The sequence below is a fragment of the Pseudomonas marginalis genome, assembly GCF_900105325.1.
In the GTDB taxonomy this organism is placed as follows: Bacteria; Pseudomonadota; Gammaproteobacteria; order Pseudomonadales; family Pseudomonadaceae; genus Aquipseudomonas; species Aquipseudomonas marginalis.
In genome coordinates this window covers 423,143-438,672 of the sequence record NZ_FNSU01000001.1, presented here as the reverse complement: position 1 = coordinate 438,672, position 15,530 = coordinate 423,143, and the positions used below count along the sequence as shown (strand labels likewise).

The following is a 15,530-nucleotide window of genomic DNA, read 5'->3' as shown; positions in this document are numbered from 1 at the left end:
ACCAAACTATTCAGTGATCAAACATGGCAAGCGCCGCCGGGGTCTTGCTCGGGAGGGTCTTGGCGTCCTGCGGTAGGTCTTTGCCGGCGTCGAGACCGCCACCCAGTGCGGTCACCAGTTCGGCATGGGCGCCAAGCCGCGCGGCCTGGACCTGCTGCTCGACCTGTTGTTGGCGAAACAGCAGGGTCTGGGCATTGAGTACATTGAGGTAATCGGTCAGGCCGCGCTGGTAGGCGATCATCGCGATGTCGTAGGTCTTCTGCGCCGAGGCCACCGACTGCGCCGCAAATGCTGCTTGTTTGTCCATGGATTCACGGCGAATCAACTGGTCGCTGATGCCCTTGAGCGCATTGACCAGGGTCTGGTTGTAGCGCGCCACGGCGATGTCATAGCCGGCGCTGGCTTCCCCCAGCTCGGCACGCAGGCGGCCGCCGTCGAAGATCGGCAAACTGATCGCCGGGCCGACGCCGTAGTTGAATTTCTTGCCGGCGAGAAACGCCAGCATGCCGCCGCCGGTGGCCATGTAGCCGAGGCTGCCGACCAGGTCGACGTTGGGGTAGAAACCGGCGTGGGCGACATCGATGCCACGGGCTTGCGCCGCGACCTGCCAACGGCTGGCAACCACATCCGGGCGCTGGCCGAGCAATTGCGCGGGCAGGCTCGAGGGCAGTTTCAGTGGTGCGGCAAGGGACAGCGTCGGACGCTGCAACGTGGCCCCCTCCCCCGGGCCTTTACCGGCAAGCGCCGCCAGCTGGTTACGGCTCAGGGCGATTTCCTCGTCCAGGGCATCCAACTGGCGATGGGTTTCCGGCAGCGGCGTTTCGGCCTGGCTCACGTCGAAATGGGTGCCGATCCCGGCGTCCAGGCGTTTGTTGGCCAGGTCGAGGATCTGCTGTTGCTGGGCCAGGGTCGCCGCGACGATATCGCGGTTGGCGTAATGCAACGACAGCTGGATATAGGCGCGCACCACGTTGTTCTGCAGTTCAAGCTGGGCCTGGCGGGCTTCGGCCGCGCTCATGTGGGCCAGGTCGACGGCACGCTCGGTGGCGTTGCTTTCGCGGCCCCACAGGTCGAGGGCGTAGCTCAACCCCAGGGACGCATTGTTGTCCCAGGTGTTGGCGCCGCTCAATTCCCCCGGGCCGTAGAACTGATCCTTCGGCCAATTGTGGCGTTTGAGGGTGGTATCAGCGTTGATCTGCAGCGACTCGGCCGACTCGGCAACCCCGGCCATGGCCCGCGCTTCCCGCACCCGCGCGGCGGCCATCGCCATGCTCGGGCTGTTTTGGGTGGCGAGTTCGACCCAGCGGTTGAGCTGGGGGTCGCCGTAGGCCTGCCACCATTGTGCGATGGGCCAATGGGCATCCTGGGCGGCGCTGCGGATCGCTTCGTCGGTGGCCAGGGTAGTGGCATTGAGGGCCTGGCCTTTGGGGGCGATTCCTCCGGTTCCGATGCAGCCGCTGATTGCTAACGATAAAGCGCAAACACTGAGAGCCTTCAGCGCTCGGTTAATGAGAGTCTTCAGCTCTCTGCTGATGCGACGCGGCACGGCGAACGAATTCCTGAGGTGGTGTTGCGGGGGGAGGTGGCGCAATTCTAGGCGGCGGCATGGAGGACGATAAGCTGGCATTCCTGTGAATCTTTGTTACCGTTCAAGCGATAATCCGTTGGTAGGGATCACTGGACGGCGTAACTTTCTGTCACAATTTGGCATCTCCCCTGAGAACTCTCCATGGACACTTTGCAAAACATGCGCGCCTTCAGTTGCGTGGCCGAAGCGGGCAGCTTCACCGCCGCCGCCGCGCAACTGGACACCACCACCGCCAACGTCTCGCGCGCGGTCTCCAATCTTGAGGCCCACCTGCAAACCCGCTTGCTCAACCGCACCACCCGCCGCATTGCCCTCACCGAGGCAGGTAAACGCTACCTGCTGCGCTGCGAGCAGATCCTGGCCTACGTCGAAGAAGCCGAGGCCGAGGCCAGCGACGCCCACGCCCGCCCCGCCGGACAGCTGAAAGTGCACACCATGACCGGTATCGGCCAGCACTTCGTCATCGACGCGATCGCCCGCTACCGCCGCACCCACCCGGACGTGACCTTCGACCTGACCCTGGCCAACCGCGTGCCGGACTTGCTGGACGAGGGCTACGACGTGTCCATCGTGCTGGCCAGCGAGCTGCCGGACTCGGGCTTCGTCTCCCAGCGCCTGGGCATCACCTACAGCATCGCCTGCGCCTCGCCGGACTACGTCAAGGCCAAAGGCTGTGCGCAGCGCCCCCAGGACTTGCTCAACCACGCCTGCCTGCGCCTGGTCAGCCCGGTGATCCAGTTGGACAAGTGGACCTTCAACGGCCCTGAAGGCCAGGAAAGCGTGGCGATCAATACGTCGCCGTTCCTGGTCAACTCCGCCGACGCGATGAAAACCGCGATCACCAGCGGCATGGGCGTCGGCCTGCTGCCGGTGTATGCGGCCATCGAAGGCCTGCGCAACGGCACATTGGTGCGAGTCATGCCCACCTATCGCTCCCAGGAGCTGAACCTGTACGCAATCTACCCGTCTCGCCAGTACCTGGATGCGAAGATCAAGACCTGGGTGGAATACCTGCGCGGTTCGTTGCCGGAGATCCTGGCGGCGCACCAGGCGGAGCTGGTGGCGTATGAGTTGAGCGGCAGCCTCAGCGGTGCACGGCTGGCGAACTGATTTCTACCAGGCGATACACGTCTTTAAATGTGGGAGGGGCGGTGTCCTGACAATTGCCGGCAGGAATGTTAGCGTGCTTGGCATTCTTCCGTAGTCGATGAGCCCGCCTGCAATGAAAAAGACCGTCCTCGCCTTCAGCCGTGTCACCCCGCAAATGATCGAACGCCTGCAACAGGATTTCGACGTGATCGCGCCCAACCCCAAGCTGGGCGACATCAACGCTCAATTCAATGAAGCCCTGCCTCACGCCCACGGTTTGATCGGCGTGGGTCGCAAGCTGGGCCGCGCGCAGCTCGAAGGCGCGGGCAAGCTGGAGGTGGTGTCCAGCGTGTCGGTGGGCTACGACAACTACGATGTGCCGTACTTCAACGAGCGCGGGATCATGCTCACCAACACCCCCGACGTACTGACCGAAAGCACTGCCGACCTGGCCTTCGCCCTGCTGATGAGCAGCGCGCGCCGGGTGGCCGAGCTGGACGCCTGGACCAAGGCCGGCCAATGGAAAGCCAGCGTCGGCGCGCCGCTGTTTGGCTGTGACGTGCATGGCAAGACCCTCGGTATCGTTGGCATGGGCAATATCGGCGCGGCCGTGGCCCGGCGTGGGCGCCTGGGCTTCAATATGCCGATCCTGTACAGCGGCAACAGCCGCAAGACCAAGCTGGAACAGGAACTGGGCGCGCAATTGCGCAGCCTGGACCAGTTGCTGGCCGAGGCGGATTTCGTCTGCCTGGTGGTGCCGTTGAGCGACAAGACCCGCCACCTGATCAGCACCCGCGAGTTGGGTCTGATGAAGTCCAGCGCGATTCTGATCAATATCTCCCGTGGTCCGGTGGTCGACGAACCGGCGCTGATCCAGGCCCTGCAAAACCAGACCATTCGCGGTGCCGGGCTGGATGTGTATGAGCAGGAGCCGTTGGCCGAGTCGCCGCTGTTCCAACTGAGCAACGCGGTGACCCTGCCGCATATCGGTTCGGCGACCCATGAAACCCGCGAAGCCATGGCCAACCGCGCGCTGGACAACCTGCGCAGCGCCCTGCTGGGCCAGCGCCCGCAGGACCTGGTGAACCCGCAGGTGTGGAAGGGCTGACACGGGCCCAACCCGACAAAAAATCGGGTTAAAGCCTGGCTCTCCCGAGTCGATAACCTTCAATAGAAGTTCGTCATCCCTGATCCACAGAAGGTTTTTATGTCCACCACCAAAGCCCGCGCAGACTCACTCTCGCTTCTGCTCTTTACCTTGCGCAGCGGCAAGCTGATGGCCATCAACCTGCTGAAAGTCAGCGAGATCATCCCTTGCCCGCCGCTGACCAAGCTGCCGGAGTCTCATCCCCACGTCAAAGGCATCGCCACCCTGCGTGGCAATTCGTTGGCGGTGATCGACCTGAGTCGCGCCCTGGGGGAAATGCCCCTGGAAGACCCGAACGGAGGCTGCCTGATCGTCACCGACGTGAGCCGTTCCAAGCAGGGCCTGCATGTGCAGGCCGTCAGCAAGATCGTGCACTGCCTGACCACCGATATTCGTCCACCACCCTACGGCTCCGGCGGCAACCGCGCGTTTATCACCGGGGTAACCCAAGTGGAAGGCGGCCTGGTGCAGGTGCTGGACATCGAAAAAGTCATCCACGGCATCGCCCCGGCACCGATTGAAGCGGCGCCTACCGACCTGACCATGGAAGAGGCGGAAGTGCTCGGCAATGCGCGGATCCTGGTGGTGGATGACAGCCAGGTCGCCCTGCAGCAGTCGGTACACACCCTGCGCAACCTCGGCCTGACCTGCCACACCGCGCGCAGCGCCAAGGAAGCCATCGATGTGCTGCTGGAGCTGCAAGGCACCGCCGCGCAGATCAATGTGGTGGTGTCGGACATCGAGATGTCCGAAATGGACGGTTATGCCCTGACCCGCACCCTGCGTGAAACCCCGGACTTCCAGGATCTCTACGTGCTGCTGCATACCTCCCTGGACAGCGCGATGAACAGCGAAAAGGCGCGCCTGGCCGGTGCCAACGCAGTGCTGACCAAGTTCTCCTCGCCCGAACTGACCAAATGCCTGGTGGTCGCCGCCCAGACCGTGGCGCAACAGGGGCTGTAACCGGTGGCGGAGCATTTCCAACTGCTGCGCCGCGACCTCACCGGCAGCCTGCCTGCACCTCAATGGCCGGCCCATACGCAGTTGGATCATTACCGCGACGAGCTGGCCCCGGCGATCCATGCGGTGCTGCGCATGACCCAGGAGCAAGGGGGAGGCCGCGTTCCTCATCTGCACGCCTGGCAGCATCTGTTCGTCAGCGATGCCGAATTCGATCCCACGCTGTGTCTGGTGGCCAGCAACGGCGATGGCATTCTCGGCGTGGCGCAGTGCTGGACCAGCGCGTTTATCAAGAACCTGTCCGTGCATCCTTGCGCTCAAGGCCAAGGCTTGGGCCGCGCGTTGCTGCTGCACTGCTTCCAGGTGTTCAAGCAGCGTGGCGAACCCTATGTCGACCTCAAGGTACTGGAGAGCAACCTGCGCGCCCGGCAACTGTACGAAAGCGCGGGCATGGTCTTTGTGCTGCGGGATGTGGTCGCCGAGGACTGACAGGCGCTGGCGCATAACTTGCTTCCAGAGCAGCACAACGGTGGATAGAGGTAAAAACCCGTCACTGTTCCTGTGTGCCCTCTGACCTAGCCTGGTGACAGATCCGCCATGAACACCCATTTTTCCTGCGTCGGTTGCGGCAAATGCTGCAGCGATCACCACGTCCCCCTGACCCTCCAGGAAGCCCGCCAATGGGCGGCTGACGGCGGTAACGTCATCGTTCTGGTGGAGGGTTTCCTGAGCAATGGCCTGGGCCTGCCTCAGCAGCAGCGCGAACATGCCGAGCGCCGTTCGGTGGTGGTGCCCAGCGGCAACACCGAGGCGTTTGTGGCAATCACCTTTGCCGCCTACAACGCCGGGCGCTGCCGGAATCTTGACGCAGACAACCTATGCCGCATCTACGAGCGCCGCCCGTTGGTGTGCCGCATCTACCCGATGGAGATCAACCCCCATATCCCGCTCAACCCCGCCGCCAAGGATTGCCCGCCGGAATCCTGGGAACAGGGCCCGGCGTTGATCGTCGGGGGTGAATTGATGGACCAGGAACTGGTGGAGCTGATCCAACGCTCGCGCCAGGCCGACCGAGACGACGTGCAGACCAAGGAGGCGGTGTGCGCCTTGCTCGGCATTCGCACCACGGCGCTCAAGGGCGATGGATTTACCGCGTACCTGCCGGACATGAGCGCGTTTGCCCAGGCGATTGAGCTGGCGGTGGACCAGCCGTCCGTGGCCAGTGAGTGGGTGTTTCATGTCTCGGGGATGGACATCGCCGAGCAGATGCTGGATGCCGGGGCGCAGATTGCCACCGAGGTGCCGGCCAACTATGCGTTTATCTCGCTGCGGGCGGCGTAGACCTTAAAGGCCGCCTCGTGCGGCGGTCGATCAGTGCTCGGCAGGAACGGCGTCAAGGCGGTAGGGCTGGATGATCCGCTGGTACTCGCCGCTCTGCTTCAGTTGTTCAAGGGCGCAGTTGAGTTCGTTGCGCAATGCGGTGTCAGGTTTGCGCACTGCGATGGCCACACCATCGCCCAAAAGCTCGGACGAAATGGCAGGGCCGACGAAGTCGAAATCGTGGCCGTCTTCGGTGTCGAGCAAGGCTTCACGAATTTCTACCGTGCCTTGCAGGGTCGCATCAATCTCGCCGGCTTTAAGGCTGCTGACTAATTCATTGTTGAGCCAGAAGCTCTTGACGATGACGCCATTTGGCGCCCACATCGAGCGGGCAAAAGCCTCACGGTTACTTCCCAGCAACACGCCGACACGCTTGCCCTTGAGCGACTTTACCCGCGGCTGCAAGTTGGACATGCGACGGGCCACCAGGCGCGTGGTGAAGGGGTAGAGGTTATCGGTGAAGCCCACCCAGCGTTGCCGTTGCGACGTCGGCGCCATCCCCATGATCGCGTCGAATTTCCTGGCTTCAAGGGAGATGAAATCTTCGGCAAGCACCTGGTCGACCCAGATGCAGCGTGCATTCAACTGCACGCACAGGGCGTTGCCCAACTCGATATTCAAGCCGACCAACTGCCCTTGCGGGTCGCGGCTCTGGAACGGGGGGAACTGTGCAGCAACGGCGAAACGGATTTCACGCAGCGGTGGATCATCGGCCGCAGAGACATCCGCCGCAAGCAACAGGGCAAACACTACACAGATGTGTATCAGAGCCAAGGGAGACGTCCTTTTCCGGAAAGACCAGCATCGCCCTGCTTCCCCCTGAAATCACAGGGGCAGAGCAAAGGCTGTGCAAGCTTTCAAGAAACGGTCGTAGGCCTACAATCAGAAATTTCAGCAGAGGCTGTAGGCAATAATCGACACGATGTGCGACTTGTTAATCTCAGCGTTTACCCATCGAACGACGAGTACCCGGCGGTGCCATGCCTGGCGACTTGGTATGGCCGTTCTTGGCGCCGTTTTTGTACCACGGTTGGGCCGCATTCCTGGCCCCAGCCAACTCACCCGGCTTGAACGGAAACTTGAACGCCGGGATCTCGGCTTTTTCAACGCCTTCGGCGCTGGCCGGATCGACGATGTCGGTCGCTTCAACAGGGGGTTGTGTCGGGGAAGTCATGAAAGCTCCGGGGCGTGCAAAAAATGATGCGGGGCCGGCTTGCGGGCCACACTGGCGCGCAGTATACCTGCGAGCTTCAGATCTTTAACCACCACCGGTACGAATGGTCGGAGTTTGCTGACAGCGCTGTCAGTTAGCCGTCACCGTGCTGACCGGGTTGAAGGGCTATAAAGACCGCTCACTCTCCCCATCCTTTGCCCCGGCGCCTCACCCATGCACATTCAACGAAAAACTGCCCTGATCGTGGGTGTACTCGTGGTCGTGGCGGTTGCAGCCTGGGCGCTGACCCGGCCAGCCAAGGCCAGACTGACGGCACCCACCGCGATCCCGGTGCGGGTGGTGAGCGTAGCGCAGCAGGACATTCCACGCTTTGTCAGCGGCATCGGCACGGTGCTGTCCCTGCACAGTGTGGTCATTCGCCCGCAGGTCGACGGCATTCTCACCCAATTGCCGGTCAAGGAAGGCCAGTGGGTCAAGGCCGGCGACTTGCTGGCCAGAATCGATGATCGCTCGATCCGCGCCAGCCTCGACCAGGCCAGGGCGCAACTGGGCGAGAGCCAGGCGCAGTTGCAGGTGGCGCTGGTCAACCTCAAGCGCTACAAGGAATTGAGCGTCGACGACGGCGTGTCCAAGCAGACCTACGACCAGCAACAAGCCCTGGTCAACCAACTCAAGGCCACCGTCCAAGGTAACCAGGCCAACATCGATGCAGCCCAGGTCCAGCTGTCCTACACCCAGATTCGCTCACCGGTCAGTGGCCGCGTCGGTATTCGCAATGTGGATGAAGGCAACTTCCTGCGCACCAGCGATACCCAGGGCCTGTTCTCCGTGACCCAGATCGACCCGATTGCCGTTGAGTTCTCTTTGCCGCAACAGATGCTGCCGACCCTGCAAGGCCTGATCGCAGCGCCTGCCAAGGCCAGCGTCGACGCCTACCTGGGTGCCGACACCGACGGCCAGACCGGAGACCTGCTCGGCGAAGGCCACTTGAGCCTGATCGATAACCAGATCAGCTCCACCACCGGTACCCTGCGCGCCAAGGCCGAGTTCAACAATGCCTCGCAACGCCTGTGGCCGGGGCAACTGGTGACCATCAAGATCCAGACCGCCCTCGACAAAAATGCCTTGGTGGTGCCGCCGACCGTGGTGCAACGCGGCCTGGATTCGCACTTCGTGTACCGGGTCAACGGTGACAAGGTCGATGTGGTGCCGGTGCAAGTCACCTATCAGAACAGCGACGTCAACATTATCAAGGGCGTGCAGGCCGGTGATGTACTGGTCAGTGATGGCCAGTCGCGGCTCAAGGCCGGTGCCCAGGTGGAGGTGCTCAAGGAGCCACCGCAGGTGATCCAGACCGTCGACGCCAAGGTGCAGCCATGAACGGCAGCCGGTCGCCCTCGGCCTGGTGCGTCGACCACCCGGTCGCCACCCTGCTGCTGACGTTTGCCCTGGTGCTGCTCGGGATCATTGCCTTCCCGCGCCTGGCCATCGCGCCACTGCCGGAGGCGGAATTTCCGACGATCCAGGTCACGGCACAACTGCCTGGCGCCAGCCCGGACACCATGGCCTCCTCGGTGGCGACGCCGCTGGAAGTGCAGTTCAGTGCCATTCCCGGCATGACCCAGATGACCTCCAGCAGTGCCTTGGGCTCAAGCCTGTTGACCCTGCAATTCACCCTCGACAAGAGCATCGACACCGCCGCGCAGGAAGTGCAGGCAGCGATCAACACCGCATCCGGCAAGCTGCCCAGCGACATGCCGAGCCTGCCCACCTGGAAGAAGGTCAACCCGGCGGACAGCCCGGTGCTGATCCTCAGTGTCAGCTCCGACAGCATGCCCAGCACCGAGTTGAGCGACTATGTGGAAACCCTGCTGGCGCGGCAGATCAGCCAGATCGACGGCGTCGGCCAGATCAACATTACCGGCCAGCAGCGCCCGGCGATCCGCGTGCAGGCTTCCCCCGACAAACTCGCGGCCATCGGCCTGACCCTGGCCGATATCCGCCTGGCCATCCAGCAATCGAGCCTCAACCTGGCCAAGGGTGCGATCTACGGCGAGAACAGCGTGTCGACCCTGTCGACCAACGACCAACTGTTTCACCCGGAGGACTACGCCCAACTGATCGTGTCCTACAAGGATGGCGCCCCCGTTCAACTGCGCGATATCGCCAAAGTCATCAACGGTTCGGAAAACGCCTACGTGCAGGCCTGGTCCGGCGACACGCCGGGCGTCAATCTGGTGATCTCGCGCCAGCCCGGCGCCAACATTGTCGAGACCGTAGACCGCATCCAGGCCGAACTGCCGCGCCTGCAAGGCATGCTGCCGGCCTCGGTGCAGGTCAGCGTATTGTCTGACCGCACCAAGACCATCCGCGCGTCCCTGCATGAAGTGGAAGTCACCCTGCTGATCGCCATCCTGCTGGTGGTGGCGGTGATGGCGCTGTTCCTGCGCCAGTTGTCGGCGACGCTGATTGTGTCCAGCGTGCTCGGCGTGTCGCTGGTCGCCAGTTTTGCCCTGATGTACCTGATGGGCTTCAGCCTGAACAACCTGACCCTGGTGGCGATCGTGATCGCCGTGGGCTTTGTGGTCGACGATGCCATCGTGGTGGTGGAAAACATTCACCGCCACCTCGAAGCCGGGCTCGACAAGCGCGAAGCGGCGATCAAGGGCGCCGGCGAGATTGGCTTTACCGTGGTGTCCATCAGCTTCTCGCTGGTGGCGGCGTTTATTCCGCTGCTGTTCATGGGCGGTGTGGTCGGACGGCTGTTCAAGGAATTCGCGCTGACGGCCACTTCGACCATCCTGATTTCGGTGGTGGTCTCCTTGACCCTGGCACCGACATTGGCCGCGCTGTTCATGCACGCCCCGACCCATCCGGCCCACGACAAACCCGGCTTCAGCGAACGCCTGCTGGCCGGCTATGCGCGCAACCTGCGCCGCGCGCTGGCCCATCAGCGCAGCATGGCCGCGCTATTCGTGGTGACCCTGGCCCTGGCCGTGGCCGGCTACGTGTTTATCCCCAAGGGCTTCTTTCCGGTACAGGACACCGGTTTTGTGCTCGGCACCAGCGAAGCGGCGGCCGATGTGTCATACCCGGACATGGTCGCCAAGCACAAGGCCCTGGCTGAGATCGTCAAGGATGACCCGGCGGTGCAGGCGTTTTCCCACTCGGTGGGCGTGACCGGCAGCAACCAGACCATCGCCAACGGGCGCTTCTGGATCGCCTTGAAAGACCGCGGTGATCGCGACGTGTCCGCCAGCCAGTTCATCGACCGCATCCGGCCCAAGCTGGCGAAAGTGCCGGGCATCGTGCTGTACCTGCGCGCGGGGCAGGACATCAACCTCAGCTCCGGCCCCAGCCGCGCCCAGTACCAGTACGTACTCAAGAGCAACGATGGCCCGACACTCAACACCTGGACCCAGCGCCTGACCGAAAAACTGCGCGCCAACCCGGCGTTTCGCGACCTGTCCAACGATCTGCAACTGGGCGGCAGCATCACCCATATCAGCATCGACCGCCAGGCCGCCGCGCGCTTTGGGCTGACCGCCACCGATGTCGACCAGGCGCTCTACGACGCCTTCGGCCAGCGCCAGATCAACGAGTTCCAGACCGAGATCAACCAATACCAGGTGGTGCTGGAGCTGGACAGTCAACAGCGCGGCAAGGCCGAAAGCCTGAACTACTTCTACCTGCGCTCGCCACTGACCAATGAGATGGTGCCGTTGTCGGCAGTGGCCAAGGTCGACGCGCCGACCGTGGGGCCCTTGTCCATCAGCCATGACGGCATGTTCCCCGCCGCCAACCTGTCGTTCAACCTGGCACCCGGTGTGGCGCTGGGTGACGCGGTGATCATGCTCAACCAGGCCAAGAATGAAATCGGCATGCCAACCACCATCATCGGCAACTTCCAGGGCGCGGCCCAGGCGTTCCAGAGTTCGCTGGCCAGCCAGCCCTGGCTGATCCTCGCGGCGCTGGTGGCTGTCTACATCATTCTGGGTGTGTTGTATGAGAGCTTCGTGCACCCGCTGACGATTATCTCCACCTTGCCCTCGGCGGGGCTGGGCGCGCTGATCATGCTGTCGCTGATGGGCCAGGACTTTTCGATCATGGCGCTGATCGGCCTGGTGCTGCTGATCGGCATCGTGAAGAAGAACGGCATCCTGATGATCGACTTCGCCCTGGACGCCCAGCGGGTACGCGGGCTGCCGCCGGAAGAGGCAATCTATGAAGCCTGCATCACGCGGTTCCGGCCGATCATCATGACCACCCTCGCCGCTCTGCTGGGCGCGGTACCGTTGATGCTCGGCGCTGGCCCTGGCGCGGAAATGCGCCAGCCCCTGGGCATCGCGGTGGTCGGCGGCTTGCTGGTGAGCCAGGCGCTGACGCTGTTCACCACACCGGTCATATACTTGTACCTTGAGAAATTTTTCCACCGGCCCAAGCCAGGTGCCGAGCTGGCGACCACACACTGAGGCCAAGGCACCGCCCTGGAGCAAAAGGCTCATGCGCGTACTGATTGTTGAAGATGAAGAAAAAACCGCCGATTACCTGCACCGAGGCCTGACGGAGCAAGGCTACGCCGTCGATGTGGCGCGCGAGGGCGTCGAGGGCCTGCACCTGGCGCTGGAGAACGATTACGCGGTGATCGTGCTCGACGTGATGCTGCCCGGCCTCGATGGCTTTGGCGTGCTGAGGGCGTTGCGTGCGCGCAAACAGACACCGGTGATCATGCTGACCGCCCGCGAGCGCGTGGAAGACCGTATCCGCGGCCTGCGCGAAGGCGCCGACGATTATCTTGGCAAACCGTTTTCCTTCCTCGAACTGGTGGCGCGCCTGCAAGCCCTGACCCGCCGCAGCGGCGGCCACGAGCCGGTGCAAGTGACCGTTGCCGACCTGTGGATCGACCTGATCAGCCGCAAGGCCAGCCGCAATGGTGTGCGCCTGGACCTGACCGCCAAGGAGTTCTCGCTGCTCAGCGTATTGGCGCGGCGCCAGGGCGAGATCCTCTCCAAGACCTCGATTGCAGAAATGGTCTGGGACATCAATTTCGACAGTGACGCCAACGTCGTGGAAGTGGCGATCAAGCGCCTGCGCGCCAAGCTTGACGGGCCGTTCGAACACAAGCTGCTGCACACCATTCGCGGCATGGGTTATGTGCTGGAGAATCGCAGTGTCGGCTAATTCCATTGCGCTGCGCCTCAGCAGCATGTTCACCCTGGTGGCGGCGCTGATATTCCTGTTGATCGGCGGCGCGCTGTATCAGCAGGTGGATCGCAGCCTGGGCTTGCTGCCAGGGGCGGAGCTGGATGCGCGCTACAGCGTGTTGGAATCCTCTGTGAACCGCTTCGGCACGCCGGACCATTGGGTGAAGATTCAAGCCAAGCTCAAATTATTGGGTGAGGAAGACAAGCGTATCCGCTTCTGGGTCGTCAGCAGCGATCCGAACTACGAGTACGGCAACCCCGATGCGCGGATCCGCACCTTCGCCGAAGGCCCGACGGGCAAGCGCGACCTGCACCTGCCGGGGCGCGAATACCCGTTCAAAGTGCTGGTGAGCCAGTTCCCGGCCAAGGACCAACGCCCGCCGCTGCGTTTCATGATCGCCATCGACACTGAGAACTTCCGCGCGACCCAGCACCATCTGCTGGTGGCACTGGTCAGCCTGGCGCTGGTCGGCGTGGCGCTGGCGGCGCTGCTGGGGTTCTGGGTGTCGCGCATTGGCCTCAAGCCGCTGGGCAAACTCTCGGATGAAGCACAGAAGCTGGCGCCGCCGAAGCTCTCCGGGCGCCTGCAACTGTCACCGCTGCCGCCGGAGCTGAGCCAGTTCGTCAACTCGTTCAACTCCACGCTGGACCGCGTGGAACAGGCCTACTCGCGCCTGGAGTCGTTCAACGCCGACGTCGCCCACGAACTGCGCTCACCGCTCACCAACCTGATCGGCCAGACCCAGGTCGCCCTGACGCGCGGGCGTTCGGCCGAGCATTATTTCGAGGTGCTGCAATCCAACCTCGAGGAATTGGAACGCCTGCGCTCGATCATCAACGACATGCTGTTCCTCGCCAGCGCCGACCAGGGCAGCAAGGCCACCAAGCTGATTGAAAGCTCATTGGCCGACGAGGTAGCCACCACCCTCGACTACCTGGACTTCATCCTCGAAGACGCCCAGGTCCGGGTGCAGGTCCACGGCGACGCCCAGGTACAGATCGAAAAAGCCCACCTGCGCCGCGCGCTGATCAACCTGCTGAGCAATGCGGTGCAGCACACCGCGCCCGGGCAGGTGATCGACGTGAACATCGACGTGCTGGAGCATCAGGTAGCCATCGGCGTGACCAACCCTGGCGATGTGATTGCCAGCGAACACCTGCCCCGGCTGTTCGAACGTTTCTATCGAGTGGATGCGTCGCGCAGTAACAGCGGGGCGAATCACGGTTTGGGGCTGGCCATCGTCAAGGCGATTGCCTTGATGCACGGCGGTGATGTGTTCGTGCGCAGCGATGTCAGCGGCAATACCTTTGGCATCACTCTGCCGGTCTAGACATCTCCCCCATGGCCCCAGCATCACTGTTGCTGTTTTGGCAACAGTCATTATCTTGTTACACTCTGTATCGCAGCGCTCGCCTGCGTTACTTTGACGCATCGATGAGCGCGACGGCAAAGACAGCTGACCCGCTTACCCGAATTTCCCTCGACTTATTTCCAGGGCTCTACACTGGGAATCTGTCTTAAAGCCGCTGACTTCAGCGGCTTTTTTTTGCGCTAAAAAAAGGCCAGGCACACCCCCACGACACTGGCCGTTTTCGATTGACCAAAGGAGCTCCACCGGTGAAGAACTCGCTGACGTTCACCCCGTTATTCCTCGCGATTGCAGCAACGATCGTTCCCCTTGCCCACGCGGCAGACACCACCCCCGCCGACGGATTCGTCGAAGGCTCGCACCTCAACATCAACACCCGCAACTACTACATGAACCGCGACCGTCGCGACATCCACACCGATGACAGCAAGGAATGGGGCCAGGGTTTTATAGGCACCTTCGAATCCGGCTACACACAGGGCACCGTCGGCTTCGGCCTGGACGCCCACGCCATGCTCGGCCTCAAGCTCGACGGCGGTGGCGGCACCGACGGTTCCAGCATCCTTCCCTACGGCAGCACTGACGGCAGCGGCAAAGCGCCCGGTTCGTTTTCCACCGCAGGGGGCACCTTGAAGATGCGCGCCTTCGATACCGAGTTGAAGGCCGGCGACCTGTTCCTCAACAACCCGGTGATCGCCGGCGGCATGACGCGCATGCTGCCGCAGACTTTCCGTGGCGTGAGCCTGAGCAACCACAGTTTCGACGGCTGGATGCTCGAAGGCGGCCAGGCCAGCTTCACCAAGCTCTACAACCAGAGCGGCCACCGACGCATCGGCACCAGCTATGGCGCATTGCCGAGCAACGCTGACAGCCAGCACATGAATTGGGCGGGCGTGTCGTTCAGCGGCATCCCGGGAGTGACCAGCAACCTGTACGCTTCCGAACTCAAGGACGTGTGGCACCAGTACTACTACGACCTGGACTACACCTACGCGCTGAACGACCTGGTCAGCCTCAACCCGGGCCTGCACTACTACCACACCCAGGACACCGGCCAGTCGCTGCTCGGGGATATCGACAACAACACCTACAGCCTGCACCTCACCGTCGGCGTGGGTCACCACAGCGTCACCGCCGCCTACCAGCGGGTCAACGGCAACACGCCGTTCGACTACATCAGCCAGGGCGACAGCGTGTACCTGGACAACTCTCAGCAATACTCGGACTTCAACGGCCCCAATGAGCGCTCATGGAAGCTCAAGTACGCCTACGACTTCGCGGGCCTCGGCATGCCTGGCCTTACCTCGGCGGTGTCCTACATCAGCGGTAAGACCGATCTGACAAAAGTCGACCCGCAAAGCCGTGGCTACAGTGCCTGGTACAGCGCTGACGGCAAGGACGCCAAGCACTGGGAACGGGATATCGATTTGAAGTATGTGGTGCAGGGTGGCAAGGCCAAGGATTTGGCCGTGCGCCTGCAATGGGCGACCAATCGCGGCAGTCATGGCTACTCGGCGGTAGACCGGGATGTGGATGAATACCGGGTGATCGTCGACTACCCGATCAACGTGTTCTAACGCGTAGATCTTTCTTTTTAACCGAGTATTTAATTTTCATC

At 62.6% G+C, this 15,530-nt stretch carries 13 protein-coding genes; 10 read left to right on the top strand and 3 right to left on the bottom strand.

The genetic code is table 11. The annotated features are described in order from the left end of the window. Window positions 1–10: 10 nt before the first annotated feature. On the bottom strand, window positions 11–1,546 hold the full coding sequence (locus BLW22_RS02180) for an efflux transporter outer membrane subunit (RefSeq protein WP_074843941.1): 1,536 nt from the start codon (window positions 1,544–1,546) through the stop codon (window positions 11–13). A 183-nt stretch (window positions 1,547–1,729) separates the two neighbouring features. Between BLW22_RS02180 and BLW22_RS02175 the strand changes: the two genes are divergently transcribed. From BLW22_RS02175 to BLW22_RS02155, 5 genes are all read left to right on the top strand, one after another. Beyond that, a complete protein-coding gene (locus BLW22_RS02175; RefSeq protein WP_027604744.1) occupies window positions 1,730–2,698 on the top strand; it encodes a LysR family transcriptional regulator in 969 nt (322 codons plus the stop codon). A gap of 112 nt (window positions 2,699–2,810) precedes the next feature. Beyond that, window positions 2,811–3,785, top strand: coding sequence for a 2-hydroxyacid dehydrogenase (locus BLW22_RS02170; protein WP_065924245.1), 975 nt, complete (start codon window positions 2,811–2,813; stop codon window positions 3,783–3,785). 99 nt (window positions 3,786–3,884) lie between these two features. After that, a complete protein-coding gene (locus BLW22_RS02165; protein WP_027604746.1) occupies window positions 3,885–4,787 on the top strand; it encodes a chemotaxis protein CheV in 903 nt (300 codons plus the stop codon). 3 nt (window positions 4,788–4,790) lie between these two features. Beyond that, on the top strand, window positions 4,791–5,273 hold the full coding sequence (locus BLW22_RS02160) for a GNAT family N-acetyltransferase (protein WP_074843939.1): 483 nt from the start codon (window positions 4,791–4,793) through the stop codon (window positions 5,271–5,273). Window positions 5,274–5,381: 108 nt separating this feature from the next. After that, the gene (locus BLW22_RS02155; protein WP_074843937.1) at window positions 5,382–6,125 is read left to right on the top strand and encodes a YkgJ family cysteine cluster protein; all 744 of its coding nucleotides are present in this window, start codon (window positions 5,382–5,384) and stop codon (window positions 6,123–6,125) included. A 30-nt stretch (window positions 6,126–6,155) separates the two neighbouring features. Here the strand turns inward: BLW22_RS02155 and BLW22_RS02150 are convergent, their stop codons facing one another. Both BLW22_RS02150 and BLW22_RS02145 read right to left on the bottom strand, forming a co-directional pair. Next, the gene (locus BLW22_RS02150; protein ID WP_065924248.1) at window positions 6,156–6,938 is read right to left on the bottom strand and encodes a transporter substrate-binding domain-containing protein; all 783 of its coding nucleotides are present in this window, start codon (window positions 6,936–6,938) and stop codon (window positions 6,156–6,158) included. Between the two features lie 166 nt (window positions 6,939–7,104). Further along, window positions 7,105–7,338 (bottom strand): hypothetical protein, encoded by a 234-nt coding sequence (locus BLW22_RS02145; protein ID WP_027604750.1) that lies wholly within the window; start codon window positions 7,336–7,338, stop codon window positions 7,105–7,107. Window positions 7,339–7,551: 213 nt separating this feature from the next. On the opposite strand from BLW22_RS02145, the gene BLW22_RS02140 reads away from it, so the two are divergent. From BLW22_RS02140 to BLW22_RS02120, 5 genes are all read left to right on the top strand, one after another. Continuing rightward, on the top strand, window positions 7,552–8,718 hold the full coding sequence (locus BLW22_RS02140) for an efflux RND transporter periplasmic adaptor subunit (protein WP_065924249.1): 1,167 nt from the start codon (window positions 7,552–7,554) through the stop codon (window positions 8,716–8,718). Further along, window positions 8,715–11,810, top strand: a complete 3,096-nt coding sequence (locus tag BLW22_RS02135; RefSeq protein WP_074843935.1) for a multidrug efflux RND transporter permease subunit — start codon at window positions 8,715–8,717, stop codon at window positions 11,808–11,810. The genes BLW22_RS02140 and BLW22_RS02135 overlap by 4 nt, the downstream gene beginning before the upstream one ends. A 31-nt stretch (window positions 11,811–11,841) precedes the next feature. Next, window positions 11,842–12,519, top strand: coding sequence for a heavy metal response regulator transcription factor (locus BLW22_RS02130; RefSeq protein ID WP_027604753.1), 678 nt, complete (start codon window positions 11,842–11,844; stop codon window positions 12,517–12,519). Continuing rightward, a complete protein-coding gene (locus BLW22_RS02125; protein WP_074843934.1) occupies window positions 12,509–13,873 on the top strand; it encodes a heavy metal sensor histidine kinase in 1,365 nt (454 codons plus the stop codon). Before BLW22_RS02130 ends, BLW22_RS02125 begins: the two co-directional genes overlap by 11 nt. A 287-nt stretch (window positions 13,874–14,160) precedes the next feature. Then, a complete protein-coding gene (locus tag BLW22_RS02120) occupies window positions 14,161–15,489 on the top strand; it encodes an OprD family porin (protein ID WP_074843932.1) in 1,329 nt (442 codons plus the stop codon). Window positions 15,490–15,530 lie beyond the last annotated feature (41 nt).

Excerpts from the sequence above, each read along its gene's own strand:
- BLW22_RS02170 (WP_065924245.1), top strand. The coding sequence starts at position 2,811 with ATGAAAAAGACCGTCCTCGCCTTCAGCCGTGTCACCCCGCAAATGATC.
- BLW22_RS02130 (WP_027604753.1), top strand. The coding sequence starts at position 11,842 with ATGCGCGTACTGATTGTTGAAGATGAAGAAAAAACCGCCGATTACCTG.
- BLW22_RS02175 (WP_027604744.1), top strand. The coding sequence starts at position 1,730 with ATGGACACTTTGCAAAACATGCGCGCCTTCAGTTGCGTGGCCGAAGCG.
- BLW22_RS02165 (WP_027604746.1), top strand. The coding sequence starts at position 3,885 with ATGTCCACCACCAAAGCCCGCGCAGACTCACTCTCGCTTCTGCTCTTT.
- BLW22_RS02135 (WP_074843935.1), top strand. The coding sequence starts at position 8,715 with ATGAACGGCAGCCGGTCGCCCTCGGCCTGGTGCGTCGACCACCCGGTC.
- BLW22_RS02140 (WP_065924249.1), top strand. The coding sequence starts at position 7,552 with ATGCACATTCAACGAAAAACTGCCCTGATCGTGGGTGTACTCGTGGTC.
- BLW22_RS02155 (WP_074843937.1), top strand. The coding sequence starts at position 5,382 with ATGAACACCCATTTTTCCTGCGTCGGTTGCGGCAAATGCTGCAGCGAT.
- BLW22_RS02145 (WP_027604750.1), bottom strand. The coding sequence starts at position 7,338 with ATGACTTCCCCGACACAACCCCCTGTTGAAGCGACCGACATCGTCGAT.